Source organism: Chryseobacterium sp. D764 (genome assembly GCF_019317325.1).
In the GTDB taxonomy this organism is placed as follows: Bacteria; Bacteroidota; Bacteroidia; order Flavobacteriales; family Weeksellaceae; genus Chryseobacterium.
In genome coordinates this window covers 2,560,788-2,584,668 of record NZ_CP079219.1, presented here as the reverse complement: position 1 = coordinate 2,584,668, position 23,881 = coordinate 2,560,788, and the positions used below count along the sequence as shown (strand labels likewise).

Annotated in this window: 30 protein-coding genes and 1 pseudogene; 1 reads left to right on the top strand and 30 read right to left on the bottom strand. The window is 33.4% G+C overall.

Going from position 1 to position 23,881, the window contains the following annotated elements; translation table 11 throughout:
* Positions 1 to 28 precede the first annotated feature (28 nt).
* The 23 genes and pseudogenes from KYG33_RS11655 to KYG33_RS11550 all read right to left on the bottom strand — a co-directional run bounded on the left by KYG33_RS11655 (position 29) and on the right by KYG33_RS11550 (position 17,363).
* Positions 29 to 1,639 (bottom strand): serine hydrolase, encoded by a 1,611-nt coding sequence (locus KYG33_RS11655; protein ID WP_219071794.1) that lies wholly within the window; start codon positions 1,637 to 1,639, stop codon positions 29 to 31.
* A gap of 84 nt (positions 1,640 to 1,723) precedes the next feature.
* The gene (locus KYG33_RS11650; protein WP_077418932.1) at positions 1,724 to 2,512 is read right to left on the bottom strand and encodes a hypothetical protein; all 789 of its coding nucleotides are present in this window, start codon (positions 2,510 to 2,512) and stop codon (positions 1,724 to 1,726) included.
* A 1-nt stretch (position 2,513) separates the two neighbouring features.
* A complete protein-coding gene (locus KYG33_RS11645) occupies positions 2,514 to 2,999 on the bottom strand; it encodes a hypothetical protein (protein ID WP_219071793.1) in 486 nt (161 codons plus the stop codon).
* 10 nt (positions 3,000 to 3,009) lie between these two features.
* Positions 3,010 to 3,531, bottom strand: coding sequence for a hypothetical protein (locus KYG33_RS11640; RefSeq protein WP_077418934.1), 522 nt, complete (start codon positions 3,529 to 3,531; stop codon positions 3,010 to 3,012).
* A 1-nt stretch (position 3,532) separates the two neighbouring features.
* Positions 3,533 to 4,306: a hypothetical protein gene (locus tag KYG33_RS11635; RefSeq protein ID WP_180564612.1), complete on the bottom strand. Its 774-nt coding sequence runs from the start codon at positions 4,304 to 4,306 to the stop codon at positions 3,533 to 3,535.
* A 19-nt stretch (positions 4,307 to 4,325) separates the two neighbouring features.
* Complete coding sequence (locus KYG33_RS11630) at positions 4,326 to 4,700, bottom strand: VOC family protein (protein ID WP_180564611.1); 375 nt, start codon at positions 4,698 to 4,700, stop codon at positions 4,326 to 4,328.
* Positions 4,701 to 4,718: 18 nt separating this feature from the next.
* Positions 4,719 to 5,150 carry a dihydrofolate reductase family protein gene (locus tag KYG33_RS11625; protein WP_257469007.1) on the bottom strand — a complete coding sequence of 144 codons (432 nt, stop codon included), beginning with the start codon at positions 5,148 to 5,150 and terminating at the stop codon, positions 4,719 to 4,721.
* Positions 5,120 to 5,257, bottom strand: coding sequence for a hypothetical protein (locus tag KYG33_RS22500; protein ID WP_257468765.1), 138 nt, complete (start codon positions 5,255 to 5,257; stop codon positions 5,120 to 5,122). Before KYG33_RS22500 ends, KYG33_RS11625 begins: the two co-directional genes overlap by 31 nt.
* Positions 5,258 to 5,369: 112 nt before the next feature.
* Positions 5,370 to 5,690, bottom strand: a pseudogene (locus KYG33_RS11620) (hypothetical protein); the annotation flags it as partial.
* 236 nt (positions 5,691 to 5,926) lie between these two features.
* Positions 5,927 to 6,583 (bottom strand): hypothetical protein, encoded by a 657-nt coding sequence (locus KYG33_RS11615; protein WP_219071792.1) that lies wholly within the window; start codon positions 6,581 to 6,583, stop codon positions 5,927 to 5,929.
* Positions 6,580 to 6,972: a hypothetical protein gene (locus KYG33_RS11610; protein WP_219071791.1), complete on the bottom strand. Its 393-nt coding sequence runs from the start codon at positions 6,970 to 6,972 to the stop codon at positions 6,580 to 6,582. Before KYG33_RS11610 ends, KYG33_RS11615 begins: the two co-directional genes overlap by 4 nt.
* A gap of 18 nt (positions 6,973 to 6,990) precedes the next feature.
* A complete protein-coding gene (locus tag KYG33_RS11605; protein ID WP_219071790.1) occupies positions 6,991 to 7,536 on the bottom strand; it encodes a hypothetical protein in 546 nt (181 codons plus the stop codon).
* Positions 7,537 to 7,596: 60 nt separating this feature from the next.
* Positions 7,597 to 8,238: a hypothetical protein gene (locus tag KYG33_RS11600; RefSeq protein ID WP_077418939.1), complete on the bottom strand. Its 642-nt coding sequence runs from the start codon at positions 8,236 to 8,238 to the stop codon at positions 7,597 to 7,599.
* A gap of 50 nt (positions 8,239 to 8,288) precedes the next feature.
* On the bottom strand, positions 8,289 to 9,257 hold the full coding sequence (locus KYG33_RS11595; RefSeq protein ID WP_219071789.1) for a DUF4809 family protein: 969 nt from the start codon (positions 9,255 to 9,257) through the stop codon (positions 8,289 to 8,291).
* 63 nt (positions 9,258 to 9,320) lie between these two features.
* Positions 9,321 to 9,797: a hypothetical protein gene (locus tag KYG33_RS11590; RefSeq protein WP_219071788.1), complete on the bottom strand. Its 477-nt coding sequence runs from the start codon at positions 9,795 to 9,797 to the stop codon at positions 9,321 to 9,323.
* 433 nt (positions 9,798 to 10,230) lie between these two features.
* Positions 10,231 to 10,890 (bottom strand): DUF2461 domain-containing protein, encoded by a 660-nt coding sequence (locus KYG33_RS11585; RefSeq protein WP_139348590.1) that lies wholly within the window; start codon positions 10,888 to 10,890, stop codon positions 10,231 to 10,233.
* A 7-nt stretch (positions 10,891 to 10,897) separates the two neighbouring features.
* Complete coding sequence (locus KYG33_RS11580; protein ID WP_219071787.1) at positions 10,898 to 11,443, bottom strand: hypothetical protein; 546 nt, start codon at positions 11,441 to 11,443, stop codon at positions 10,898 to 10,900.
* Between the two features lie 202 nt (positions 11,444 to 11,645).
* Complete coding sequence (locus KYG33_RS11575; RefSeq protein WP_077418944.1) at positions 11,646 to 12,446, bottom strand: hypothetical protein; 801 nt, start codon at positions 12,444 to 12,446, stop codon at positions 11,646 to 11,648.
* Between the two features lie 211 nt (positions 12,447 to 12,657).
* On the bottom strand, positions 12,658 to 13,572 hold the full coding sequence (locus tag KYG33_RS11570; protein WP_257468763.1) for a serine hydrolase domain-containing protein: 915 nt from the start codon (positions 13,570 to 13,572) through the stop codon (positions 12,658 to 12,660).
* Between the two features lie 510 nt (positions 13,573 to 14,082).
* A complete protein-coding gene (locus KYG33_RS11565) occupies positions 14,083 to 14,592 on the bottom strand; it encodes a DUF2314 domain-containing protein (RefSeq protein ID WP_219071785.1) in 510 nt (169 codons plus the stop codon).
* A gap of 98 nt (positions 14,593 to 14,690) precedes the next feature.
* Complete coding sequence (locus KYG33_RS11560; RefSeq protein ID WP_219071784.1) at positions 14,691 to 15,356, bottom strand: DUF4919 domain-containing protein; 666 nt, start codon at positions 15,354 to 15,356, stop codon at positions 14,691 to 14,693.
* A 124-nt stretch (positions 15,357 to 15,480) separates the two neighbouring features.
* Complete coding sequence (locus KYG33_RS11555; RefSeq protein WP_219071783.1) at positions 15,481 to 16,656, bottom strand: kelch repeat-containing protein; 1,176 nt, start codon at positions 16,654 to 16,656, stop codon at positions 15,481 to 15,483.
* A 197-nt stretch (positions 16,657 to 16,853) separates the two neighbouring features.
* Positions 16,854 to 17,363 (bottom strand): dihydrofolate reductase family protein, encoded by a 510-nt coding sequence (locus tag KYG33_RS11550; RefSeq protein ID WP_219071782.1) that lies wholly within the window; start codon positions 17,361 to 17,363, stop codon positions 16,854 to 16,856.
* An 81-nt stretch (positions 17,364 to 17,444) separates the two neighbouring features.
* On the opposite strand from KYG33_RS11550, the gene KYG33_RS11545 reads away from it, so the two are divergent.
* Positions 17,445 to 17,792, top strand: a complete 348-nt coding sequence (locus tag KYG33_RS11545; protein ID WP_219071781.1) for a winged helix-turn-helix transcriptional regulator — start codon at positions 17,445 to 17,447, stop codon at positions 17,790 to 17,792.
* 27 nt (positions 17,793 to 17,819) lie between these two features.
* On the opposite strand, the gene KYG33_RS11540 is transcribed toward KYG33_RS11545, so the two are convergent.
* From KYG33_RS11540 to KYG33_RS11510, 7 genes are all read right to left on the bottom strand, one after another.
* Positions 17,820 to 17,963, bottom strand: coding sequence for a hypothetical protein (locus KYG33_RS11540; RefSeq protein WP_175627286.1), 144 nt, complete (start codon positions 17,961 to 17,963; stop codon positions 17,820 to 17,822).
* Positions 17,964 to 18,415: 452 nt separating this feature from the next.
* Complete coding sequence (locus KYG33_RS11535) at positions 18,416 to 19,093, bottom strand: hypothetical protein (RefSeq protein ID WP_219071780.1); 678 nt, start codon at positions 19,091 to 19,093, stop codon at positions 18,416 to 18,418.
* Between the two features lie 296 nt (positions 19,094 to 19,389).
* On the bottom strand, positions 19,390 to 21,015 hold the full coding sequence (groL, locus tag KYG33_RS11530) for a chaperonin GroEL (protein ID WP_219071779.1): 1,626 nt from the start codon (positions 21,013 to 21,015) through the stop codon (positions 19,390 to 19,392).
* Positions 21,016 to 21,084: 69 nt separating this feature from the next.
* A complete protein-coding gene (locus KYG33_RS11525) occupies positions 21,085 to 21,441 on the bottom strand; it encodes a four helix bundle protein (protein ID WP_180564587.1) in 357 nt (118 codons plus the stop codon).
* A 52-nt stretch (positions 21,442 to 21,493) separates the two neighbouring features.
* Entirely contained in the window at positions 21,494 to 21,772 is a 279-nt protein-coding gene (gene groES, locus KYG33_RS11520; RefSeq protein ID WP_034696138.1) for a co-chaperone GroES, read from the bottom strand.
* A 115-nt stretch (positions 21,773 to 21,887) separates the two neighbouring features.
* A complete protein-coding gene (locus KYG33_RS11515; protein WP_219071778.1) occupies positions 21,888 to 22,679 on the bottom strand; it encodes a TerC family protein in 792 nt (263 codons plus the stop codon).
* Entirely contained in the window at positions 22,666 to 23,877 is a 1,212-nt protein-coding gene (locus KYG33_RS11510) for a cation:dicarboxylate symporter family transporter (RefSeq protein ID WP_232539005.1), read from the bottom strand. The genes KYG33_RS11515 and KYG33_RS11510 overlap by 14 nt, the downstream gene beginning before the upstream one ends.
* Positions 23,878 to 23,881 lie beyond the last annotated feature (4 nt).

The window sequence follows — 23,881 nt, the reverse complement described above, 5'->3', positions numbered from 1 at the left end:
TGTATTTTTTACTATATAAATACCTGTTTTATTGAACTGATTTTTTAATACTGAATTGTGGTTTTACAGTATTGGTCATGTCGAGAACAATATCATAAAATCCGTCTTCATTGATTGGGAAGGCATATGCATCAAAGGCAAGACTTTTATTATCATTATTCAGTCCGAGGCTGTATCCCCAGTCATTATTAAATCTGAATTTTAAATCGCCTTTATTCAGTTTATAGTTTTTCAGAAAATAAATATTCGGGGTTTTGGGATTTGTCTGTAGTGGGATATCTTTTCCATCCCAACCATTAGGAGTTGCATTTCCTATGATTCCCCAGGTAAGGTTTTGTGTATTTTTTTTAGCTGTTTTCATCGTTCCATCCCAAAACTGAATGACAACAGCATCTATTTTTCCGTTTTGATCAGGTTTAAATGTACAGGTAAATTTATCATCCAGTTGAAATGATGTTTTGCTTTTTGGCAATAAGGCATTTCTAGGATAACTGCCTTCTTTGAAAACCAGAAATCCATCAGCGCTGTTTATATAAAAATTTGAATTTTCAGTGTAATAAACTCCTTCCAGTTTTTTTAAATCCTCCACACTCACTTTTGCAATGGCTGGAATGGTATAAGGCTTATTGTACAGTATTTTTTCTACCAGAGGAAAAATAAAATCGGTGTGTGATAATTCTGAATTTGAAATTACAATCACACAAATATCATCTTCCAAAATTCTGTAATATCTGCTTCTGTAACCTGGCCCGCCGCCATCATGACCTACCCGTTTTTTGTCAAAAACAGTCGAAATCTGAAAGCCTAATCCATAATGATCCTTAAGATAAGGAGTAAAAGCTTTATCTATTGTTTCTTTTTTCAGGAGCGTGTAATTCTTCAGCGCTTCATTGAACTTAAAAAGATCTTCTACAGTAGAATACATGGCCCCTGCTCCAAAAGGATGATCTGTTTTGAAACGTAATGCCTCGTTTGACATGTTATCAGATAAAAACTCATAGCCAAATGCTTTATTTTCATCAGTAACAGTATTGAAATTGAATCCACTATGATCCATTTTCAGAGGTTTGAGGATATTGTTTTCTATAACTTTATCATAATTCAGACCAGTCACTTTTTTTATAATATAACTGAGAATATAATATCCGGAATTGGAGTAATCCCAATCTTTACCAGGTGAAAAATTTAGTGGTTTTGCGGAAATATATTTTAAAAATGTTTCTTCATCTATAGTATACTCAGAATTGGTATCATTGGGAATTCCTGAGGTATGAGAAAGCAGATGGGCCAAAGTGATGCTGTCTCCTTTTGGAAAATCAGGATAATATTTTGAAAGTTTGTCATTCAAAGATAATTTTCCCTGTTCTTCCAGCTGAAAAATAACTGTTGCAGTGAACATTTTTGTGGTAGAGAAAACCCGGTAAAGGCTGTTATTGGTGTTTTTCAGTTTTTTAGGCGCATTTCTATAGCCGTAACTTTTTTCAAAAATAATCTTTCCTTTTTCAGCAATCAGAACAGAACCGCTGAACAAGTCGGCCTTTTCATACGTTGAGAATAACTGTTCCAGTTTTTTGGATTTCTGAGAAAAAAGATGACTGGTTGCAAGCAAGAAAATAATGCAGGTTAAAATAGACTTCATGTAATTTTTTAAATAAGACACTTTTAAGTGTGATAATGTTACATGGGGTAATCGAAATATTTTTGATAAAAAACACTTAAAAATTTATTTGCTATTTTCTGTATCTACGGATTCAAAAGGAATTTGATTTTCATCAATAAGTTTATTTTTAAATTTCTCAGCATAAGTATGTGCAAATTTTTCTTTTTCACTTTTTGAAATCCGAAAATAAAAATCTATTCTCTTCTCCCAGGTATCATAATCTATATCATCATCATTATTCCCAGGTCTCTCAACAACATCTAAATAATGAACGTAATGCCCGAACTCATGAGGTAGGGTTCTATAAAGTTGAGTGTTTCTAGCCGTTTCAGGTATGAGTTCTACAATAAAGTTTCTTTTCGTTTCAGTGAAAATATGTCCATCTGCTTTTAATCTTTCGAACTCCTGCTTATCTTCAATTGTTTGCTTTTTAGACCATGATAATTGCTTTTCTGTATCGATTGCATCCAGGATAATGGCTGGATAATATTCGCCCTCGAAATCAAAACTGTAGATTAATCTTCCCCAAACGGGTGAAAGAATTTCTTCTTTTCGTTTGGGCTGCCGTAGAATAATAAACTTTAATTCTCCATAATCTTTGACCGGAATTTGTTCTATAATTCTTTGAATATCATTTACTGAACAAGGATGGATTGAATTTTCACGAGTTTTTTCAACCACAAATGTAAATTCATGATTGTTGATGATTCGGGTTTCTTTTTGGTAATCAGTAAGTTTTTCGTAAAAAGATTTCAAATTACCATAAGGTGAAGAAATAGTCAATTTATTATCCTGACCATAACCTTGTTTTTTAGTTCCAATATTTTTATTTCTTCGGGTTTGATTATACATTTTAATACCACATTTTTTTTAATTCACCTGCAATTTCATCTGCCTTATCTTTCGTGATCCAGTCTACGATTCTTATTTCGCTGTCTTTTTGTATAAGAATTACAGAATACGTTGAACCACTTATTGAAAAATGGTAACGGACACCCAATTGATGTCTTTCTACTTCAAAATTTTTCGTTTCAATATGATCTATTTCTTCTTTCAGATAAGTTTTAGGACTTGTGAATAATTTGTTTTTATATTGTACTGTCAGGTTTCCATCGTCAATGGTAAGTACTGTTTTTCCGAAATTATTCCATAACCAGATATACAGAATAAAAATAAAGAAAGCAGCAAAAGGAAGCACGAAAGAGATGAAACCTGCAGGTTGAAGAAATCCAATAGAGACGATGATAAGAATTATACAAAACAAAATGAGTAAGCCTACACTTGTTACAAAGGCGACCAGCCAATTGGTTTTGTTTTTAATTTCAAGGATGACTGGCATGTCTGATCGATTACTGTAAAGGTTTTCTTTCATACAACTTTGTCTTCTTAAGCCCAAAATTATTTATCTCCATGGGTGAATCTTCTTCCCAGTCCGGAAGATAGCTGTAAAGTTGATCGGTAAGCCTTACGATTCCTGGGGTTACATTATAATCGAATTCATAGCTTTTTCTTTCGGTAATAATTTCCAGCCCGGATTGTTTTCTTTCACTGAATGGAGATGGAATACGGAAAGAATATATTGAAATAATTTCATCCCATTTTATAAACTCTGTAATATTTTTTTGTTTAAAGTAAAACCCGTCGTTTGTGTATTGAAAAATTCCGTCATCATTATGCAGCTTGTCCATTTCTTTTTCAACTGAATCATAATCCTCTTTTTCATCAGAAGAATACAGTTTTGCTACCGAAAATATGATCACAATAAAGCACATAAAAATAATGGTAAATGTGATTTTTTTGTCGTCAAAAATAGGATAGTTATAAAGGGTAAGAATTAAGATAACAGAGGTTAGGGCAATGATCTTTTTCATGTTATATTTTTTCAAAGTATTTCCCTTTGAACTGATAGCGGATTTTTTTATCTGTAATTTTATAGTCGTCAAGAATCAGTGGGATACTGATGATTTTGTTTTTACCATCATACTCAATATTGTAATTTTCAATCTCATTATTCCAATTAGATTTTGCCGAAAGATCTATTTCATATCTCAATTGGTTTCTGATACCGGTTTGGGTTTTAATAAGCCTGGCATCACTGTTGAGTTTTCCATTATCAATAGAAAAAACTTTTATGCTGTGAGCTGTAAGGGCAGAACTATATGTGGCCATATTTTGAGCGAGATAATATTTCTTATTCTCAGAGATAATATCATTGATTTTATAATAAAATGTCTGGGGATTCATTTCACTGTTATCACCAATTATTTCAGAATATACTTTGCTATCTGCTTCATACTGAAAGATATTTTTGAAGAAATGCATTGTGCCACCGTTCCATGTATCCCATGAATAAATCCTGAGTTTTCCATCCTCGGATGAAGAAACCTGTAAACCACTTTTTCTGAGTGATTTAAAATCATATCTCATAGTCTGCGGATTGGATGTGTGCTTCAGCAATAACTTTTCAAATTCATTATTAGCTGCCGTAAGTGAATCTGCAGCATCCCTGTTGTGGTTCTGATCTGCATACCAGTGACCGATTTTCCGGAAAGAAAGTTCCAGTTCTTTTTCTATAGTGTTTATGTTTTGTCCGGATACAATATGAGATAAAAAGATGAAGAATAAAATTCCTATTGTTTTTTTCATGGTTTTGTAGAATTAGTTTTTATTTTTTGCTCTTTAATTGAAATACATTTCCTTCAGGATCGGTTCCGTCACAGAGCCAAAAAGGGTAGTTTTCAAAAGTTTTGATCTCTCTCATCTGAATGTTTTTGGAGACCAGCTCGTTTCTTGCGGATTCTATGTCAATGTCAATTTCAAAAACGAATTTGGTATTGTTATCGAAGAGATGACCCGTTTCAATTTTTTCAAGATACTGGTCTCCGATTTTGTGAAGTCCGATATGAGCACCTCCGGCATCAAGTAAAACCCAGATCGAATCTTCCTCAATCACTTTCAGATTAAAATGTTCCACATAAAAGTTCCTGAGCAGCTGCACATTTTTCACATACATCATAATAGTTACAAGCTGAGCATTCATGTCTTGACTGTTTTAAGGTTAAGCCTCATAAATAAGTTGTACCACACCGGATTTAAAAATATTGGTTTTGATCAATTTTAGATTTAATCTTTCTTTTAAATCTTCAAAAAGAGGTTTCCCTTTTCCTAAAGCAATCGGATGAACGGATATTCTGTAGGTATCAATAAGGTTAAGCTGAATAAATGTTTTGATAAGGCTCGCCCCACCATACAGCCAGATATCTTTTCCGCCCTGATTTTTTATTTCGGAAACTTTCTGTGCAATATCAGAATTGATAAAAACAGCATTTTCATCTTCTCTGTTTTGACTGGAAAAGACAAATTTATTTTTTGAATGAACTGCTTCCCAAACTTTTTGTTCTTCCGGATCTGTATTGTCTTCCGGCTGATAATTTCCCCAGGCATCATAGCTTACCCTTCCTAAAAAATAGTGTCTATTCTGGAAAGAAATCCATCAAAATCCATATCATCATCCATGATACACCAATCGGTTTCTCCGTTGGGTCCTTCAATAAATCCGTCTAATGTAGTGGCAAGGTCTAGTATTATTTTTTTCATTTTTTTAAGATAGGTATGAGTTGGAAATAACGATAAAGATATGAATGTTTTGCTTTTTTTACTAAAAATAAGGTTTGTATTATTCTTTGATTTTCAACACTTAAATAAATATTTAACTCAAAGCCATTGAGGCAATTATTATAATCAATAAAATACTTACGTACAGAAAGCTTGCTCCTCCTTTTTTGCTCAAATATTTTTTTTGCTGTTCATATTCCGGAAATTTTTCCTCTGCTTTTTCTATTATTTTCTTTGCTTTGTTGAGGTAAAGAAGATTTCCCCAAAAACCTACAATAATAAGCATGAAAATTGTAATAATATAGCCAACCAGTTTGGTTTGCTCCACTCCAATTATTGGGGCTAAGAAAAATTTTTCAAAGCAGCCTTGAACAAAGCAGAATGAGTAAATGAATATGGCTTCCAGATACATTCTTCTATAGAGAAACCAGAATACGCCAAAGAAAAAAGCAGCATAGTTAAAGGTGAATTTTTTCCTTTTTCAAAAAGATTTAATTTTTCAAGATAATATGGACTACTTTCCTGAAAGAAATTTTCATATTGTTGAATTTGGTTCATAGTTGAGTTCATAAAATTTTATGTTGGTTGAAATAATATAGGTAAATTGGTTTTCACATGATTTTCACAACAAACAATCTCCTGTCATTCATGTCAATGTCGAGTTCTTCTGCGTAACAAAATTAGTGCTATCAGAAGCATAATAATCACAAAAGTGGCTATGTAAATAATAACTTTATATTTATTATTTTGTTGGTTAAGTGATGATATTTCTATTTTTTGCTCATTGACCTTTCTATCGGATTGATTGGAGTCATCCACAATTAAATCTGTAAGTTCAGCATGATTGGATGTATCGGAATTTTCAGATAATTTTTTATACTGAGAACTTAGAGATTCCAGTTCTTGTAGTTCTGCAGAAGAAAGTTCGTCTAATCTTTTTTGTACAAAACAATGATCGGAGAGGAGCAATCCGGTATCTTTTTCCTCATAGGCGAAAATCAGATATTTTCCTTTTTGGGTAAAAAGAACATCACAGGAATGCAGCGGAGATCCGAAAAGGGTAGCAGTCTGCTGATAGAACTCTCCATAGTCATTTGATTTGTAGACTTTATTTATTTTGACTATGCTTAGAATGTTTTGGACAGTTTTGAATCCTGAAGGTACTTCTGAGATATCAAATACTTCACCAATCAATACAATGTCAGCATTTTCGAACGAAGATTTTAAAGTGGGTTCTCCATTACATTTGCAGGCTAAAACTTTTAGGGAAAATAATAAAAGGGCTAGTAAAAAAACTTTAAATTTCATGGAGTTTGTTTTTTTCTTGATTGGAGAAATTTTATAGTTGCAAAAGTAAATCCCCATACTGTAAATCCAATGAGAATAGTAAATAGATCAATATTCGTAAAAGAAAAATTTGCAATCGGCCATTCTAATCCAAAATAAGTAACAGTTATAAAGTAAATAATATGGTAGATCAGGAGGGATATTGTAAGACTGAGCTGCTTTTGAATACTAATGATTGAAATTAGAATTGTTGAGACAGCTAAGGAAATACCTGATATGGTAATAATCCCAATAGAAATCATTGCAACATCTCCACTGGGAAGTTTCAGTAGTTTTATATATTCACCGGAAATAAGGGTGTTTAGAATTCCGATTACCAGGAAAATTCCAATTATTTGTAAAATTTTCAACGTGATATTTTTATTCTTCTATACATTAAATAGTTCGATGATTTTTTGATACATATTATTCATATATTCATCTTGAGGAGCACAGTTGCCATTGCTCATTTTTAATAAACTGTTTTTTTTCACTGCATAAATAACTATACCACTTCCATCTGTACACGTAGTAGGAACTTCATAATTATTGTTAAGCCAAAAATGATTTTCAGACAATAGCTTCATGAATTGTACATATTGTTTTTGGGTTAAATTTTTCTGTACAAGAATTTTAAATCTTGAATCTATTTTTTCACCTGTTTTCTGATCATATTCACTTGTATATATTTTCTTTTTGACAAGAATATATTTATGTCCTGTTTTTTCTATTCTGAGTAAATAATTTTCTCGAAATGCAGACCATTTGAAAAACTGATAGACTTCATTATTTTCTTTAATGGTCGACTTATCAATGCATTCTAAAGGTTTCTCTTTAAGTTCTTCAGATAAGTATCTACATATATTATCATTATTATCCTGAGCTGACAGAAAAATAAATGGAAATAATATGAGTAGAGTGAGTATTTTTTTCATCGGTTTTTATAATAATAAAATCGTTCTTACAACGGTTTTAAATGTATTGTAAATGTAAACCTAGCGGTACGGCAGATTGATTTCTTCAATTTTAGCTCTCAGATCTGCAATGGTATAGGTTTCTGAATTACATTGAATTTCCTGAATATCATGTTTGGATAAGAAGTCATTCAAATCATCACAATTTTGCAGAATATTAAATTCTTTGTTGTCTAAATCTAAAACAATTCCCTTGGTTTTCCCATTGATGGAGTAGGTGAGAGGACTTAATGCGCCTAAGAATGCCTTTGACCATAAGCCTTTCATATTTTCTTCAAAATAAATGAATCTTCCATAGTTGATCACTTTACAAAACCTTGAATATTGGTCCGGGTCATATCCGTTGTCTTTCTTATTGGTATATTTTCTGTAAGTCTGAAAATACATTTCTCCTTTATGCGAAACAGCCAGAGGAACTTTAACTCTTTTATTTTTTTGCTTAAAGTAGAAAAAAGCCTTTTCCGGCAGATCAAGAGAATCACATTTTTCACAGGCTTTGAAATATACTTCTTCAGTGGAAGACGGTTTTTTATTCAGAACATCTTCCAGCGTCATATAAATACCTTCAGGAAAATCTCCCTTTTTTATAGATTGATATTCTTTTTCCTGCCCGACAGCGATGTTAAAAATAAAAAGAAGACAAAATAAAATATAAGATTTCATGAGTTTTTTATCGGTTTTTCTGTGGCTAAATTACAAAAAGTGGAGAGAATTTATTCCGTATCATTGTAAGAATTGACTTTATAAATCAGCTGAAACTTTATAGTATCTTTCTTTGTATGTGGATATTTTTCTTTATTAACCTGTTTTTCAAATTCTTTCATGAGTTCTAAATCCAGATCATCCTTAACGGCAAATTGAATTTCGTTTTTCTTTTCTCCCAATTCAAATTGAACCATTATTTTTCCTTCTTTTTTAGAGTCCTTAAATAAATTTTCAAAAATTCTATTGGTTTTTTCAAAAACTGACTGAAGATCTTCAACAGAAGAATTTTTCTGTAATTCCGGATCACTAGTCAAGAATAGTACTTTCTCCAGTTTGGTTTCTTTGTTTCCTTTATCAGTAATATAAACTTCATTTCCATTTTTATAAGTTTTGATCGTTCCTTCGGTTTTGTATGTTCCTTTGTCAATAGGATTGTTATAGGTGTTTTTATTGGGAAACTCATCCAGCCAGAATAACTTCAGCTTTTCCTTTAGAAAGTTTATAATATAATAATGGTTTTCGGTCTGCAAAATAAATAAAGGTTCTTCAATATCAAATGAAATGGTTGACCAGTAATATTTTAATTCATCTTCGTTGGCTTTTCGTATCTGATAATTCCCGGAAATTTCCTTTTTTACTTCATCCCAAATCTTTTTGGAGTCCTTCAGGTTCTTAGACATTTTTCCCTCTACTTCTATATCGTCAATATGAAAAATTACACTATCCGGAATACTTTTTAAGCTTTCAATATTTTTAAACCTCTTCCAAAGTGTGGGTCCTATGATTAAATTATTTCCAAACAGGTCATCATTGGTTGTATTCGTAAGACTTTCAGTAAGTAATTTTTTTGCCTTTTCATTTATTTTATCATCTGCATAATTATAAATAACTCCATTCGGAATGGTTATTTTCTCTTTGATTTGTGCTGTTACAGTGTTGATGATTAATAGAAGAAGCAGAACAATTTTTATTTTCATGGATTGTTTTTAGTTGGATGTAAAATACAAAAAAGAGAGTCCGATTTTTATGTACTTCAAATATTATTTTCTGAATTGTAATGTTTGAATTGCTTGTAAAAGTTCTATCTGACTTTCTTTCTCTAGATTTGTACCATATAAATTGAATCTGATTTTTCCTATTGATTCAGTCTTGAGGCTGTCGATATAAATTCCTGTCATTCCTTTTCCCACTTGTTTGGGCTCTACTATTTTTGCCCTGTAGCCATCAATTTTTTTATAGGTTATTTTACTTTTGACAAAATCTTCTCTATTTGAATTTTTATCAATGATAATAAATTCTGTTGTATCAGCCTTTGGATTCACAGTTAGAATTTCGTTGACATCTTTTCTGCTAATAATCGTGACATTTTCTTCTAATGAATAGGAATAAGGTCCATAATCGTAGAAAATCGAATCATTATTTTTTGTGACGATAATTCCAGCGTTACTATCATAAGCATCCATTTTCAGTTTGCTCCAATCTTTAGGAGCCTGAAATGCAAAACTTCGAAAATCCATGAATTTTGTTTTCTGAGAATTCTCAGAACAACTCAATAATATATAGGAAGCGAAAATAAGTAAGAATGAGTATTTCATGGCTGGTTATTGTTGTTTTTAAAGCTTCAGCTTAATTTTTTGTACTTCAGTTTTGTTGGGCTTGTCTATTTTGTTGGGTAAAGTCCAAGGTACATACAGTTCTTTGTTTTCAATATGAATACTGTCTATACAATAATGAGGAAAAATACTGGAGCAGTTTTCCCAGTTTTCTCCCAGGAACTGTTTTTCTTTTCCCAGAATATTTTCAGCGACTAATTTGTAAGGGAGGGAATCTGTTTCGGATTGATCGTTTCAGCTTTATTTGATGAATGGTATCCTGAGATTAATACACAAAATATAATAGGGGAAAGGTTTCATAAGGGTTTAATTTTTTTAAATATATTATAACTGAATTTTAGAACAAGGGTTCTCCATTCAAATCTGTTGTCAGAATTTCACTCATATAATCGAAAAAAGGACGCATGGCAAGTAAGGTTTGCAGTGCTTCTTTTTGAAAATTGTCAGATAAAACTTCTTTATCGGTAAACTTCCGCATCACCAGAAATTGCTTTTTTCTGATTAAATCTATAGCCGGATGATTTTTATCAAAACCCCGTGGTGCCGTTTTTACAGAATCACCTTTGAGCTCTCCAAAATATTTTATGAAGGTCTTGTCAGAGATAATTTTTTCAATTTCAATACTGCTGATTTCAAATTCTTTACGGATACGGAGTAAATCCTTGGCTTCCGGGCCCCAAAAGCCACCTCCAACAAAGCTGTTACCCGGTTCAATCTGAATATAATATCCACCTCTTAACATTGGTTTCGAACGGGAATATCCGACCCCAAAATTGGTTTTGTACGGTGCCTTATCTTTGGAAAAGCGAACGTCATTGTAAATCCTGAAAATATGGATTCCCTTGAGCTGATCATGTTCCTGAAGTTCATGATAGATCTGAGTGAAAAGAATTTTGTTGTCTTTTACAATGCCATCATATTCGGATTTGTGTTTAGCAAACCATTCACGATTGTTGTTTTTCTGTAACTGGGTGAGAAATTCAAATGTTTTTTTCATATTCGGGTCAGGATTTTCCTTCATTGATATATTCTTTGTAATCTTCTTCTAACTTGTCAATTTCTTTGATTAAAAAATCGTAAATATTTCCGTCAAATACTTCATAATCTTTCTCGTCATATTTGTCGTACTCTATTTTTATGATTCCATTGTCCGTATAGGCTCTGTACAGATTTCCGCTTCGTTTGAAAAATAGCTGTCCCAGAGGTTTTTCTTTATATTCAAGAGCCTCGGCATGTTTTTCTGCAAAATTCATCCACGAAGGCATTTCTTCATCCTGAGAAAGACCATATACAAAAAAGCCGTATCCGAATTTCCAAGCCGGAAGAACATCAAATTCGCTGGGACGTTTCCATATTTCTTCTTCAACTTCAAAAATTAAGGAACCGAATGTCGTCAGAAAGTCTTTAATATCTTCGCTGAGTATAAAACCAGTGCTTTCTTCATACTTTGTAATCTGTTCTTCGGTTGCCGGGTTTGCAAGGGACCCCATCACGAAAAAATCATTATTTAATTTCTTTTTTCTTTCCCAGAATTCTTCTTTTGTTGCCATATTTTGCTTGGTTTTATATCGTAATCATTGATCAGATCGTTGTTGAAACAAATATAGGAGAAAGTAAGAGGGATAAAAAATGAAAGAGGGGAAAATACTCGTTTTCATTGGTGCTATTCAGGGTGAGGTTTTACCTTATAAAAATAAACAAAACCGCTCTGTAAAAAGCAGAACGGTATGTGAAAAATTATTTCAATATTTTTTATTTGCAGATCAGGCACTCGCTGCTCTTTTCAATGGTATTGCACCAGGTAGCTTTTCGGACAATATATGACATCGGATTGACTTCATTTCTGACCTTTTGTAATTGGGATTCAGCTTCAACTTTTGAAGGGTATCCCATAAGAACCGTTCTGAATGAACCTCCTTTTTTAATAATACTTGAATTATGATTAATCTTAACCGCTTTTTCAAGATTAATATTTGCCCCATCTATATCTGTATTTCCGGCTGCTATAATAAACCATTCCGTATTATTCTCATTGGTGTTACTGGATAAAGGAGTCTCAAATAAATCCACCTTTCTTTGGTTCTCTTCCTTTTGTTTCAATTGATCCGGAGTTGGATTTTTGATCGCAGAATCTTTTTTCAAATCTGTTTGTGCTTTTATATACTCCTTATACTCCCGTTTAATCGTATCATAATAATTGGTCCACGATTTTTTCATTTCACCGCTTGGGGCAACAATAGACAGGTATTTTGCCAGCTGAAGCCTTACCAGTGGACGTTCTTCATTTTTAACATCATTTACATACTTATCGAAATACTCAAGTTCTTTAATATCCTGATCCCTCTCTTTAAAGAGATCCGTTACAATTAAAGTGACAGTACTGATAGAAAGAGTTATGATCACCCATTTAAAATAGATTAAAAAGTTCTCAAGCTTATCAGGGTCCAGAGTTCCTTTTTTTATCAGATAATAGACTATAAAAATAGATAGCAAACCTATCACAATAAAGAAAAGGTACAGATAGAATGAAACGGTTCCGGTATTTGATAACATAATACAAGTTTTTATGGTTAGTCATTTTTTTTCTGAATGTTGGAAATAAAACATTGAATAGTCAAAATTACTCAGTATTAACTTAACTGTCAATAACCCTTTTGTGGTAGATTTTATAAAAGAAAACTATTCTGATTTTCAAAACGGTTTCTATATTATTATTTTGTAGAACATAAGCATTCAGGATCTATGCTAAGAGAAGACGATATTTTTAGTTTTTCAAAATGGCTTTTATAGCATCAGAAATTTCAAATAACTTTCCGTTGTGATTGTTTCCTAATAAAATGATAGTAAACTTTTCATTCAGATCCGAAACTAAGAGTGCTTCATAGCTTCCGGCTCTTCCGTCGTGTACATGTTCAATGAGTTTGTTGTTTTTAAATTTTGCCTGGCCTAAAGCAGATTGCGTTTCCGGCAGATTAAATTGCTTTCCCAACTCAAACAATGAATTTGCGTTAATTACTTTGCTGGAATGAAGGCAGTCTACCCATTTTAATAAATCTTCAGTAGTTAAGTATGTTCCGCCAGTGATGAGTAAATCTGGTTTGTCAGCTGCCAGATTATTATTAAATCCTTTGGCTATGTTATTTTCATTTTCAAAAACGGTCATTACAGCAGATGTCATTTTGCAGGGCTTAAAAATGAATTTTTCTGCATAGGTTTTAAAACTCATTCCGGTTAGCCGTTCAATAATAAACTGACGTAGAAACAGATTGTTATTGTTGTAACCGTAATTTGTACCTGGCTTGAACTCTAATGAGTCAACAAGCTGTAACCCTTCAAAAAGGTCTTTGTCGTTTTTAATTTTTTTCCAGTTTACATCGGGAATACCGCTCGTGTATTGTAATAAGTTTTTTATGGTGACTTCATCTGCCCATTTCGGTAACTCCGGAATGTATTGGGAAACATGATCATCCAGCTTTAATTTGCCCTGCTCCTGTAGTTGTAATAAAGCAACAGCACTGAATTCTTTTGTAATAGAGCCTATATTAAATCTGTAATCAGAGGTGAGCCTTTTCGTTTTTGTTACATCAGTAAAACCGAAAGTCCCCTTGTAAATGACTTTATTATTTTTGGCCACTAAAATATTACCATTGAAGCTTCCGGTTTGATTAGCCCGTTTCATTAGAGAATCAATTTTAAATGCTTTTTTTGTTTGAGCAAATGAGTGATTGGGCAGAAGGGAAAGAAGGAAGAAAAGTAAGATTAGCTGTTTACAATATTTCATGTTTAATTTTTTCTTTGGTTATTGATTTTATAGGTTTATCCATTGCAGTTCAACGTATTTTGTACAGTCGTTTTTCATATCATCATATCCATCGAGTACAATTGCTGAACCTCCTTTTTCTACTGCTTCTTTTACTTTTTTATAAGTTTCTTTTGCTCCAATGGGATCTTGTCCTACTAAATCAAAGATAATATTATTTGTTTTTGAAAGAGTGGCATATAAAGTTAATAAGCGTCTCGGATTACCTAGCAGAGTATTGACTTTTATTTTTTCGTTTATCCATTCCGTTTCATAAATTTTTGCAGCATAAGGACTGGCGGGGTTTGCGTTTTTCCTTAAATATTGCTTTCGGGAGGTTTTGTGGATAAAATTAAATACAGAATTAAAGATTAAAAAGCAGGGATATTTTTACTCATTTTCAAAAATAAAACCACTTTCTTTATCCATTTGTTTTCGTTCTTTTTGTGACATTCTTTTCCTTAAAACCTTAGTTGTATAAGCTCCTTTTACAATATTTTTATCAATATACATCCAATCAGTGATCTGTTGAGAATTGATCTCAATAGTATCTCCCAGTTTTACTTCAGTTGTTGAAATGGGATTTCCATCTACAATTCCATAGAATTTATGGTCAGAATATTGAACTTCACTTATCCAGATGTGTTCGCCACCAGAATCAGGGGTAGTAAATCTTTCTTTCAATGCAAAATTGAAATAATCCGGATTGTGGCTTTCTATTGCTTCTTTGAATTTGTATAATGACTTCTGTGCATTTCCTATGGCTGCATTCATTTCATTATCTTCTCCCTGCAGAATATGAACATAAGGTTCATTATCTCTTTTTACAACTTCATCTTTTTTCTGGCAGCTTACTATTATAAGACCTAATAGTAGATAGACTGGGTATTTTAAATACATAATTTAATCTGAACGTTTTAATTCAAGTTCTGTTAGTTATTATTTTGATTCTCCGACAATCTGTATAGAAATTCCATATTGAGAATACTTAAAAAAAATTATTCAAACATCTTTTTTGCTGCGTGGGGTATGATGAAGTACATACTTGTTGTACTGCCATTATCAAAATTAATATCAATAATATCCAAAAAATAACCATTTTTATCTCTTCCTGATCCCATTTTCCCTATTTTCATATTAAAACCTTTTCTTAAGTAATCCTGACCATCAGTAGGGTTTAATGCAAATGTAGGCTCTTCCAGTTTAAATCCCTGCCCGCTGTAAGCCATAGCATGAAATATCATTTTTGTTTTCAGGAGATATTGGTCTGCTATTTCTTTATGATCTGTTTTAAAATAGGCATAGGATGTTTCGAAAAGTGTTTTCAGGTCGAAAGGATGGGTTATCAAAAATTCATCACCCAGTTGAATCACTTCCTTGTATTCCTTTTCTTCATTCAATTGATATAGTCTTTTTCCAAATTCAATATCTTTATACGGATTATAGAATTTATTATCTGTAAAGCCAATTAATAAAGCCAGGACTTGTTTTTCTGTGAGTGTTGTATCTATTTTATTATATCTGTCTAATAAATGATCATAATAAAATTCTGATTTTATATTTTTTGTTTCTTTAAGTATTTTCTCAAAATCTTTTTTATACTTAAATTTTTCTTGAGCAAAAGTTAGAAAGGGAAAGAAAATAAATAGGAGGAGAATTCTCATGTTGAAGTTTTATTTTTATTTATTGAATAATACAATCTATAGAATATATTTTGCATTCTGGTTTACATGGTATTGATTGGTCTCCGGATTATTATTGCGGATTTAGTATGTTTGTGGGTTATTATTATCTGAAAATTTTAATCTGCTGCAAAACCCCTTTCTCATCTTTATAACTAAAAATATAAGTTCCGCGCTGTACTCTTGATAAATCTATCGTTTTATTATAATAGGCAAAACCTTTACTGATCTGCTTGCCATCTGTGGAATAAACAGTGTATTCAAATTGATTGCTGTTGTTTTTATTGCTGATTACAAAACCGTCTTTGGCTGCATTGGTATACACCTTTTTCTCTAATGTTCCATTATCATTGGCTGTATTTGCAGAGAGTACACTTTCGTTAATATCTGCCACTTGTATGCTTTTAATAGCTGAGCTGGTGAGAGACGTTGTACTTCCGCCGATGATGTATAGTTTATTGTTATATGCTTCCAATACAGCATGTCTTCTGGGAATCATATTGGATGATAGCTGATGTAATGTATTGGTTGTAGTATCAAAATAGGCTAGAAAAGTTTGATTATTATACCCTCCTGCAATAAAAATCTTATTACCGGATACCGCTAATGAGTGTCCGGATATAGCAGCCGGCATCGTATATTGATGGGTCCAGAGATTAGTGTTGAGGTCGTAAACATTGATCAGGCGGGATGAGGTACCGTTGAAACCACCAATAACATAAAGCTTGTCATTCACAATTTTGCCCCTTGCTTCTCTGGCTGTGGGCATATCGGGTAACGGATGCCATGTATCTGAAGCAATGTCATAATACTGGAATCTATTAGAAAAGACGGTAGTTGCCACTCCATTCAGTCCGCTGCCGCCAAACACATATATTTTGCCGTTATGGATGGCAGAACCTGCATTTCCGGTATAGGAGCGATTAACAGCGCCCTTCGTTATTTTATGGGTTTCAAGGTCTACAATTTCAAGATGGCTGTTTCCCCAACCGTTAAAAATATAAATTTTATTATTGTAAGTCTCAGAATTAGCAAATTTTTTGGAAAGCAGAGTGGGATTGAGAACACTCCATTTATTATCCGTAATATTATATTTCTCAATATAATTTGCATTGCCACCCTTGTCCTGATATCCATTGCTCACATAGATATTATCATCCACAATTACACTGGTTGCAGCCCCTCTGCCTACAGACATATTGGCGAGATTTTTAAATTGAAGCGTTTGTGCATGGGCTAGCAGTGAGCCCAAAAATGAAAGGAATAATAATGTTGTTTTCAAGAGTCTGAGTTTTAGTGTTTGGTTCTGTTCGATTTTCTTTCAGTGATTCAGGTTTATTTTTTAATACCGGACTTTAAGATAATAACTGTGGTTTAAAGATAGGAAAAAGTTGATGAGGTTCTTTCGGTTCATATAAGGATGTTTTTTTCGTTCAGAAAATATCTAAAACTATATCCACTTTTTTAGATCGTTGCTATTCAGTCTTCTTTGGTTAGATGCAGTTGAATGAAACCGTCTTTAAGGTTATATTCTGTATGTTTAAATTTTGAGTTCAGTTCACTGCTGTTTCCTAAAACACCGCCAACTCCTGTGATTAACGGATGGATATTAAAATAAATGTCCGTTACCAGATCTTTGTCTATAAAAGCATTAAATGCACCTGTTCCTCCGCCAACTGCCATTTCGCGCAAGCCTTTTTCTGACATATATTCAATAGCTTCTTCGGGACTTTTCACAGTCTTATAGTCTTTTGATACGTAAGGTTTTTCAGAGAGTATTACGATTTCTATTCCGTTGAAATGTTCTTTGACTTCCTGTGGAAAGGTTAAAAAATTTTCAAAGGTTTTAAAGCCTATGACAAGGTTTCCCACTTTTTTTGCGAATTCTAAATAAAACTCCATTGCTTCTGGTGGCAGCTGATGATGTGGATGATCGGATAATAATACTTTACCATTAACTGAAATGTTTGCAATTATTGTTATTTTCATTTTTTAATTTTTTACAGTGTAAAATTATCTGAAAGAAACTTTACCTTTACTATCCGTTACCTGTTGGAAAGTAACTATTGTATGAGTACTAAAAAAAATGACATCAATAAAGAAAAAATACTGGCGCTTAAAGATGCCATTGAATTATTAAGCGGCAAATGGAAATTCTGTATTCTGCATAATTTGTATCATTACGAAACCATGCGGTTCAAAGATCTGAAGGAAACAGCTCTGGGAATAAGTCCAAAAGTTCTGTCCAAAGAGCTGCAGGAACTGGAAGATAATTTACTGATCACCCGAACGGTTAATAAAACCAAACCTGTTACCGTTTCTTATGCACTTACTGCACATGCCAAAGAAACTGAAAATGTTGTCAATGCCTTAATTAATTTTGGTTTGAAGCATAGAAAGAAGATAAAGGAGAAGTGATTGTATATAATTAAAAAGTTATAGTATTTATTTTAATTGAATTTCAATTTTTTTATCCTCCATAAATAACTTTATCCAATTCGGATTTTCATTATTTCCTGGAATACATTCGATTAAGCTTTTATTATTTTTATAATTTTCTATAGCTTTTTTCCCAAACTTGATTTTCATTTCATAAATTTCATTGCCATCATGTCCAAGTCACTGTTAATGCCACAGAGATAAATAATAAATCAATAGGAACTTCCAGTGCAGTATGAGTATAGGTAAATCTCATGCAGACTCTTTCCAATAGTTGCTTTCATTCCGAGAGTAATCAGGAATATAGACAATGGAATGATAATAATAAAATGAGTAGATAAATTTTCAATCATATGCTTTTCATTAAATTGCAGCTAATATCCAAATTAATGCATCGCGTCAATATACAATATGTACAATTGCCTAATATTGTTTTGGTTTTAGCTATCTATTTATCAATCATTAAAGTTAAAATATAAATATAACTATTTCCTTACGGAAAACCATAATTCAAACAAAAAAAACCGCTCTACAAAAAGTAGAACGATTAGTCTGTTAAATCAGCTTCGATCGCTGGCCGTTATATCATTCCTGGTATTGATCTATATAGGATTTAAAATATTATTGGTGTATTTCCAGGGAAATGAATAATAGCCAATCCCTTTAGTTAGCTGTCCTGATAGAGTGTCAGAGCATTTCGCAATATAATCTGTTATTTTATCCTTATTTTTATCATCTTTCATCAGCGTTTGCAAACTTGAAAGCCACGCTACATTAACGCCTTGCTGATCCTTATGAGCAGCAAGATATTGCTCAACCTGGGTATCAATAGTATTACCAGGAACACCATTTCTTTTTTTATCCTCCGGAGCCCGGCAGATATTCACCGGATTCCAGGTTACAATGGAGAAAAAACCACCTACTTTAGTCTCCGGATCGCTGTCGTCAAAATCAAACATGGGTGCCCCAATTTTTTTTCCATAATCATAGACAAGCTGCATCCATGAATTTTTTATAAAATTTTCAACATCGTGTAAATTTTTGCAACTTTTTGCCATATTCTCCATCAGAGGATTCAAGACAATATTAAGGGTCCTTTGGGGAACAATATGTCCCTGATGATCATCAACTGGAGCACCAGGCCCATCAATGGTTACTTTTTGATAGATAAAGTTTGTGGGTTTGTTCTTACTGTCAAGATCAAAAGAGTGAAAATTAACGGGTTTTTGTACACGATAAATGGGATTGTAGCCGTGTATTCTGTCATTATCTCCTGCCATAATAATTGTGTTTTACTATTTTACCTACTCTATACAGTTTTCGGTATACCTGTTTAAGAAAAGAATGTTTGTTTGGGAATTTTTATTTTTGTAAAATTAAACGAATGTAAACGTTGAAAATACCGTATTTATTACCCAAAATGAATTTAAGTATTTCCACTAGTTGTGAAATAAAATAATTGGAAAATACTTTCTTGCTCATGTGAGACTTTTCTTTTTCAAACAGTTGATACATAAAAAAACCGCTCTACAAAAGTAGAACGGTTAATATATTAATTTGCTTCGGTCGCTGACCGTTACATCATTCCTGGCATTCCACCACCCATTGGCATAGCTGGTTCAGCGCTCTTTACTTCAGTGATTACACATTCAGTGGTAAGAAGCATTCCAGATACAGAAGCTGCATTTTCAAGGGCAACTCTTGTTACTTTAGTTGGGTCAATGATACCTGCTTCAAGCATGTGAACATACTCGTCAGTTTTCGCATTGTATCCGAAGTCTCCTGTTCCTTCTGCTACTTTAGCAACAATTACAGAACCTTCACCACCTGCGTTAGCAACGATTTGTCTTAATGGCTCTTCGATTGCTCTTTTCACGATTTTGATCCCTGTAGTTTCATCAGAATTGATTCCTGTAAGGTTTTCCAAAGCTGAGATTGCTCTTACTAAAGCAACACCACCTCCTGCAACGATACCTTCTTCTACAGCCGCTCTTGTAGCGTGTAATGCATCATCTACTCTGTCTTTTTTCTCTTTCATTTCAACTTCAGAAGCAGCACCTACATAAAGTACAGCAACACCACCAGCTAACTTAGCCAGTCTTTCCTGAAGTTTTTCTTTATCATAATCAGAAGTAGAAGTTTCCATCTGAGCTTTGATCTGAGATACTCTTCCTTTGATTTTCGCTTCGTCACCACCACCGTTTACAACTGTAGTGTTGTCTTTGTCGATTGTTACTTTCTCAGCAGTTCCAAGCATATCTAAAGAGATGTTTTCCATAGTGAAACCTTGCTCTTCAGAAATCACCTGTCCACCTGTAAGGATTGCGATATCTTCTAACATTGCTTTTCTTCTGTCCCCAAATCCTGGAGCTTTTACAGCAGCAATTTTAAGAGAACCTCTTAGTTTGTTTACTACCAAAGTAGCTAAAGCTTCACCTTCAACTTCTTCAGAGATGATCAATAGAGACTTACCACCTTGTGCAATTGGCTCAAGAACTGGAAGTAATTCTTTCATTGAAGAGATTTTCTTCTCTACTAAAAGGATGTATGGGTTTTCTAGTTCAGCTAACATTTTCTCAGGGTTAGTCACGAAGTAAGGTGACTGGTATCCTCTGTCGAACTGCATACCTTCTACAACGTCTACCGTTGTATCGATACCTTTAGCTTCTTCTACAGTGATTACTCCTTCTTTTCCAACTTTTCCGAAAGCTTCAGCGATCAAAGCACCGATAGTTTCGTCGTTGTTAGCAGATACAGAAGCAACTTGTTTTACCATTTCTGTAGAATCTCCAACAGTCTGAGACTGAGTTTTTAAGTTTTCAACAACTGCAGTTACTGCTTTGTCGATTCCTCTTTTAAGATCCATTGGGTTAGCACCTGCAGCTACGTTCTTAAGACCTTCTCTTACGATAGCCTGTGCCAATACAGTAGCGGTAGTAGTACCGTCTCCTGCGATATCATTAGTTTTGGAAGCTACTTCTTTTACCATTTGCGCTCCCATATTTTCTACTCTGTCTTCAAGTTCGATTTCTTTTGCAACAGACACACCATCCTTAGTTACGTGCGGAGCACCGAAAGATTTTTCGATAACTACGTTTCTTCCTTTAGGACCTAAAGTTACCTTTACTGCATTAGCCAATGCATCTACACCTCTCTTTAAAGCGTCTCTTGATTCAATATCGAATTTTATTTCTTTTGCCATGTTTGTTTAGCTTTTGGCGACTTGCTTTTTGCTTTTAGCTTTTGCAATTCGCGTGTTTAACTTTAATTTTTAATTTCCATTGAGCCTGTTCCATAGGGTGACAAGCTTCTTTTTTAGTATTGTTAGTTCCTCTAAAGTATCTTGATACTCATTTTCATGAATGTATCCTAAATCTTTAGCAAGAATTAATTGGTTTTCGGCTTCATTAGAGGATCCTAATGCAATATTGATGAAATTGGCAAATTCTTTATCCGAATTTCTACCGCTTCCTTCAGAAATATTATATCCTATAGAGGCAAATGATCTTCTGATTTGAGAGGTAAGTCCAAAAATTTCCTCTTTTGGAAAACTTCTGGTTGAAGTATAGATTTTTAAAGTCAACTGATGACTTAATTGCCACACCTCAAATTTTTTAAAATCTCTCATGAATTAATTTCAACACAGAAAAGCCATTTGCCAGAAGCCAATAGTCTGAAGCTTAGCCAATAATTCCTAATAAATCAGCTTCTCTTACGATTAAGTAATCTTTACCTTCCAACTTCAATTCAGCACCTGAATATTTTCCATAAAGAACTTTGTCACCTACCTGAACAGTTGTTGGCTCATCTTTTTTACCAGGACCTACTGCCACTACAGTACCTTCTTGCGGCTTTTCCTTTGCAGTGTCCGGGATAATAATACCTGAAGCTGTTTTAGTTTCTGCAGCAATAGGTTCTACTAGAACTCTGTCTGCTAATGGTTTAAAGTTTACTGACATAATATGTTTATTTATTAATTATTTCTGTGTAATAATTCTCTAAATGTATGCCATGAGACACCGGTGGCTGAAATGGCAGACTTTTATTTCCGAATGTGAAAATTTGGCAGAAAAATTATTTTTTGCGGACTGGAAATCCGAAGAGATAGCTGGTAGCTACGGGAACTACAAACAAAAGAACGGTAATGGCGGAAACTAGAATTTCCATTGTATGACTGGCTAAAAACTGAGCAAAAGCTGTAGCAGGGTAGAAGTGCTCATATAACGACAAGCTTAGTTTAATTCCTAAAATAGCAATCACAATAAACGCTGCTGTTTCCAGAAAAGGAAATATCTGCATCAGACGGACAAACCACTGTGCAATAAATCTCATCGCTAAAATTCCTATAAAGACGCCAAGGGTAATTAAAAGTAAATTGTCTGAAAAGGCTACGGCAGCAAAAACATTATCAATAGAAAAAGCAAGATCCATTACTTCTACAATAGCAACGGTTGCCCAGAACTGTCCAAACAGCCCGATTGAATTTTTATACAGCCAGCTGGATTCTTTATCAGGATTTTCCTCTGGATTTTCTTCATCATTTGTGTTTTTTATTTTTTTGATCAACCAGTCAAAAGAAATATAGAGCAGGTATACTCCTCCCAGTGGTTTCAGCCACCATACGGAAATCAGGACGGATGCAAAAATAAGAGCCAGTCCGCGAAATACGTAAGCTCCAAGGATTCCGTATTTTAAAGCTCTCTTTCTTTGATGCTCCGGAAGATCCATTACGATAGTTGCCAATACGGCGGCATTGTCTACGGAAAGCAGACTTTCAATAAGAATAAGATTGCCGATAATGGCGATAGATTTTGCAGGGTTTTGTAATATGTCATTTAATAGTTGTGTAAAATCAGGAAACATCATTTTTTAAAGAAATAGTATTTTGGTTAAGTTTTGAAATAATGGCAGCAGAAACGGTAATGCCTATGAAATTAGTAACAGATCTGGCTTCATTCATAAAGCGGTCTACACTGTATAAAAGGGCAAGATCTGTAGTAGGGATTTTCCCAAACCGGCTTAAGGTAAACATCAGGGCAAGGAAGCCTGATCCGGGTACTCCTGAAGCAGTTTTAGAAGCAATTGAAATGGTTATGAAAAGCCAGAAATAATCTTTTAAGGTAAGTTGAATATTATAAAACTGGATAAGAAATATACATGAAATTGAAAGGTAGATGCAAGCTCCCGCCAGATTAAAATTGTATCCGAGAGGAATGATAAGACGAAGAATTTTCCGATCATACCCCTGTGATTCCATTTTATCAAAAATCACCGGGAATGCTGTTTTGGAAGAAGACGTGGCTACCACCAGAATAATTTCTTCTTTGATGCTGATCAAAAAATCCCAAAGGTTAATTTTAAAGTAAGCTGTGATAACGCCCAATATCCCGAAAATAAAAAATACACTCGTAAGGTATACTGTGGCAACAATTTTACTTAATGGCAACAGAGTATTAATTCCATATACTGAAATGCCATAAGCAATATTACAGAAAATGACTATCGGAAGAAATATATAAACATATTTGATGAGTTTAAAAAATAAATTTCTTCCGGCGTCTAAACCTTTAAGAATGTTATCCTTTTTCTTTGAAAGGCCAAGCAGTACTCCTGCAGATATTGATATTAAAAGAAAAAGTACATAATTGCTGATGTGCAGAGGGTTTGTAGTCTTTGCTAAAAACCTTTCGGGAAGTGCTTTGTGGGAAGAAATAATAATTCCCGTATCGGCTCCCGGTTTTAAAAGAAGTCCGGAACCTATCCCCAATAAAATACTGATGGAAGTGATGATTAAGAAATAGATCACCATTTGGCTTACAATCTTTAAAGCATTTTTAGTACTGAAAATATAGCTTACCCCATACGTTACTGCAATGAAAATAACCGGAATAATCAAAACCTCAAGAAGCATGAAAAAGTAATTGCTTACCGTTTCCAGATGTTTACTGACTTCCGGAAAATAATACCCTGTTAATGCTCCACAGATAATAGCCGTGAACACATAAAGGGTAAGGTTTCTTAAATAGGAGTCCGTAAATGTTTTTTGCTTAAAAGGTTTCATCATCCGT

Bases quoted from the DNA above. Each gene is read 5' to 3' on its own strand.
- KYG33_RS11655 (WP_219071794.1), bottom strand. From the start codon at position 1,639: ATGAAGTCTATTTTAACCTGCATTATTTTCTTGCTTGCAACCAGTCAT.
- KYG33_RS11650 (WP_077418932.1), bottom strand. From the start codon at position 2,512: ATGTATAATCAAACCCGAAGAAATAAAAATATTGGAACTAAAAAACAA.
- KYG33_RS11645 (WP_219071793.1), bottom strand. From the start codon at position 2,999: ATGCCAGTCATCCTTGAAATTAAAAACAAAACCAATTGGCTGGTCGCC.
- KYG33_RS11640 (WP_077418934.1), bottom strand. From the start codon at position 3,531: ATGAAAAAGATCATTGCCCTAACCTCTGTTATCTTAATTCTTACCCTT.
- KYG33_RS11635 (WP_180564612.1), bottom strand. From the start codon at position 4,306: ATGAAAAAAACAATAGGAATTTTATTCTTCATCTTTTTATCTCATATT.
- KYG33_RS11630 (WP_180564611.1), bottom strand. From the start codon at position 4,700: ATGAATGCTCAGCTTGTAACTATTATGATGTATGTGAAAAATGTGCAG.
- KYG33_RS22500 (WP_257468765.1), bottom strand. From the start codon at position 5,257: ATGAAAAAAATAATACTAGACCTTGCCACTACATTAGACGGATTTATT.
- KYG33_RS11615 (WP_219071792.1), bottom strand. From the start codon at position 6,583: ATGAAATTTAAAGTTTTTTTACTAGCCCTTTTATTATTTTCCCTAAAA.
- KYG33_RS11605 (WP_219071790.1), bottom strand. From the start codon at position 7,536: ATGAAAAAAATACTCACTCTACTCATATTATTTCCATTTATTTTTCTG.
- KYG33_RS11600 (WP_077418939.1), bottom strand. From the start codon at position 8,238: ATGAAATCTTATATTTTATTTTGTCTTCTTTTTATTTTTAACATCGCT.
- KYG33_RS11595 (WP_219071789.1), bottom strand. From the start codon at position 9,257: ATGAAAATAAAAATTGTTCTGCTTCTTCTATTAATCATCAACACTGTA.
- KYG33_RS11590 (WP_219071788.1), bottom strand. From the start codon at position 9,797: ATGGATTTTCGAAGTTTTGCATTTCAGGCTCCTAAAGATTGGAGCAAA.
- KYG33_RS11585 (WP_139348590.1), bottom strand. From the start codon at position 10,890: ATGAAAAAAACATTTGAATTTCTCACCCAGTTACAGAAAAACAACAAT.
- KYG33_RS11580 (WP_219071787.1), bottom strand. From the start codon at position 11,443: ATGGCAACAAAAGAAGAATTCTGGGAAAGAAAAAAGAAATTAAATAAT.
- KYG33_RS11575 (WP_077418944.1), bottom strand. From the start codon at position 12,446: ATGTTATCAAATACCGGAACCGTTTCATTCTATCTGTACCTTTTCTTT.
- KYG33_RS11570 (WP_257468763.1), bottom strand. From the start codon at position 13,572: ATGAAACGGGCTAATCAAACCGGAAGCTTCAATGGTAATATTTTAGTG.
- KYG33_RS11565 (WP_219071785.1), bottom strand. From the start codon at position 14,592: ATGTATTTAAAATACCCAGTCTATCTACTATTAGGTCTTATAATAGTA.
- KYG33_RS11560 (WP_219071784.1), bottom strand. From the start codon at position 15,356: ATGAGAATTCTCCTCCTATTTATTTTCTTTCCCTTTCTAACTTTTGCT.
- KYG33_RS11550 (WP_219071782.1), bottom strand. From the start codon at position 17,363: ATGAAAATAACAATAATTGCAAACATTTCAGTTAATGGTAAAGTATTA.
- KYG33_RS11545 (WP_219071781.1), top strand. From the start codon at position 17,445: ATGAGTACTAAAAAAAATGACATCAATAAAGAAAAAATACTGGCGCTT.
- KYG33_RS11540 (WP_175627286.1), bottom strand. From the start codon at position 17,963: ATGAAAATCAAGTTTGGGAAAAAAGCTATAGAAAATTATAAAAATAAT.
- KYG33_RS11535 (WP_219071780.1), bottom strand. From the start codon at position 19,093: ATGGCAGGAGATAATGACAGAATACACGGCTACAATCCCATTTATCGT.
- groL (WP_219071779.1), bottom strand. From the start codon at position 21,015: ATGGCAAAAGAAATAAAATTCGATATTGAATCAAGAGACGCTTTAAAG.
- KYG33_RS11525 (WP_180564587.1), bottom strand. From the start codon at position 21,441: ATGAGAGATTTTAAAAAATTTGAGGTGTGGCAATTAAGTCATCAGTTG.
- groES (WP_034696138.1), bottom strand. From the start codon at position 21,772: ATGTCAGTAAACTTTAAACCATTAGCAGACAGAGTTCTAGTAGAACCT.
- KYG33_RS11515 (WP_219071778.1), bottom strand. From the start codon at position 22,679: ATGATGTTTCCTGATTTTACACAACTATTAAATGACATATTACAAAAC.
- KYG33_RS11510 (WP_232539005.1), bottom strand. From the start codon at position 23,877: ATGATGAAACCTTTTAAGCAAAAAACATTTACGGACTCCTATTTAAGA.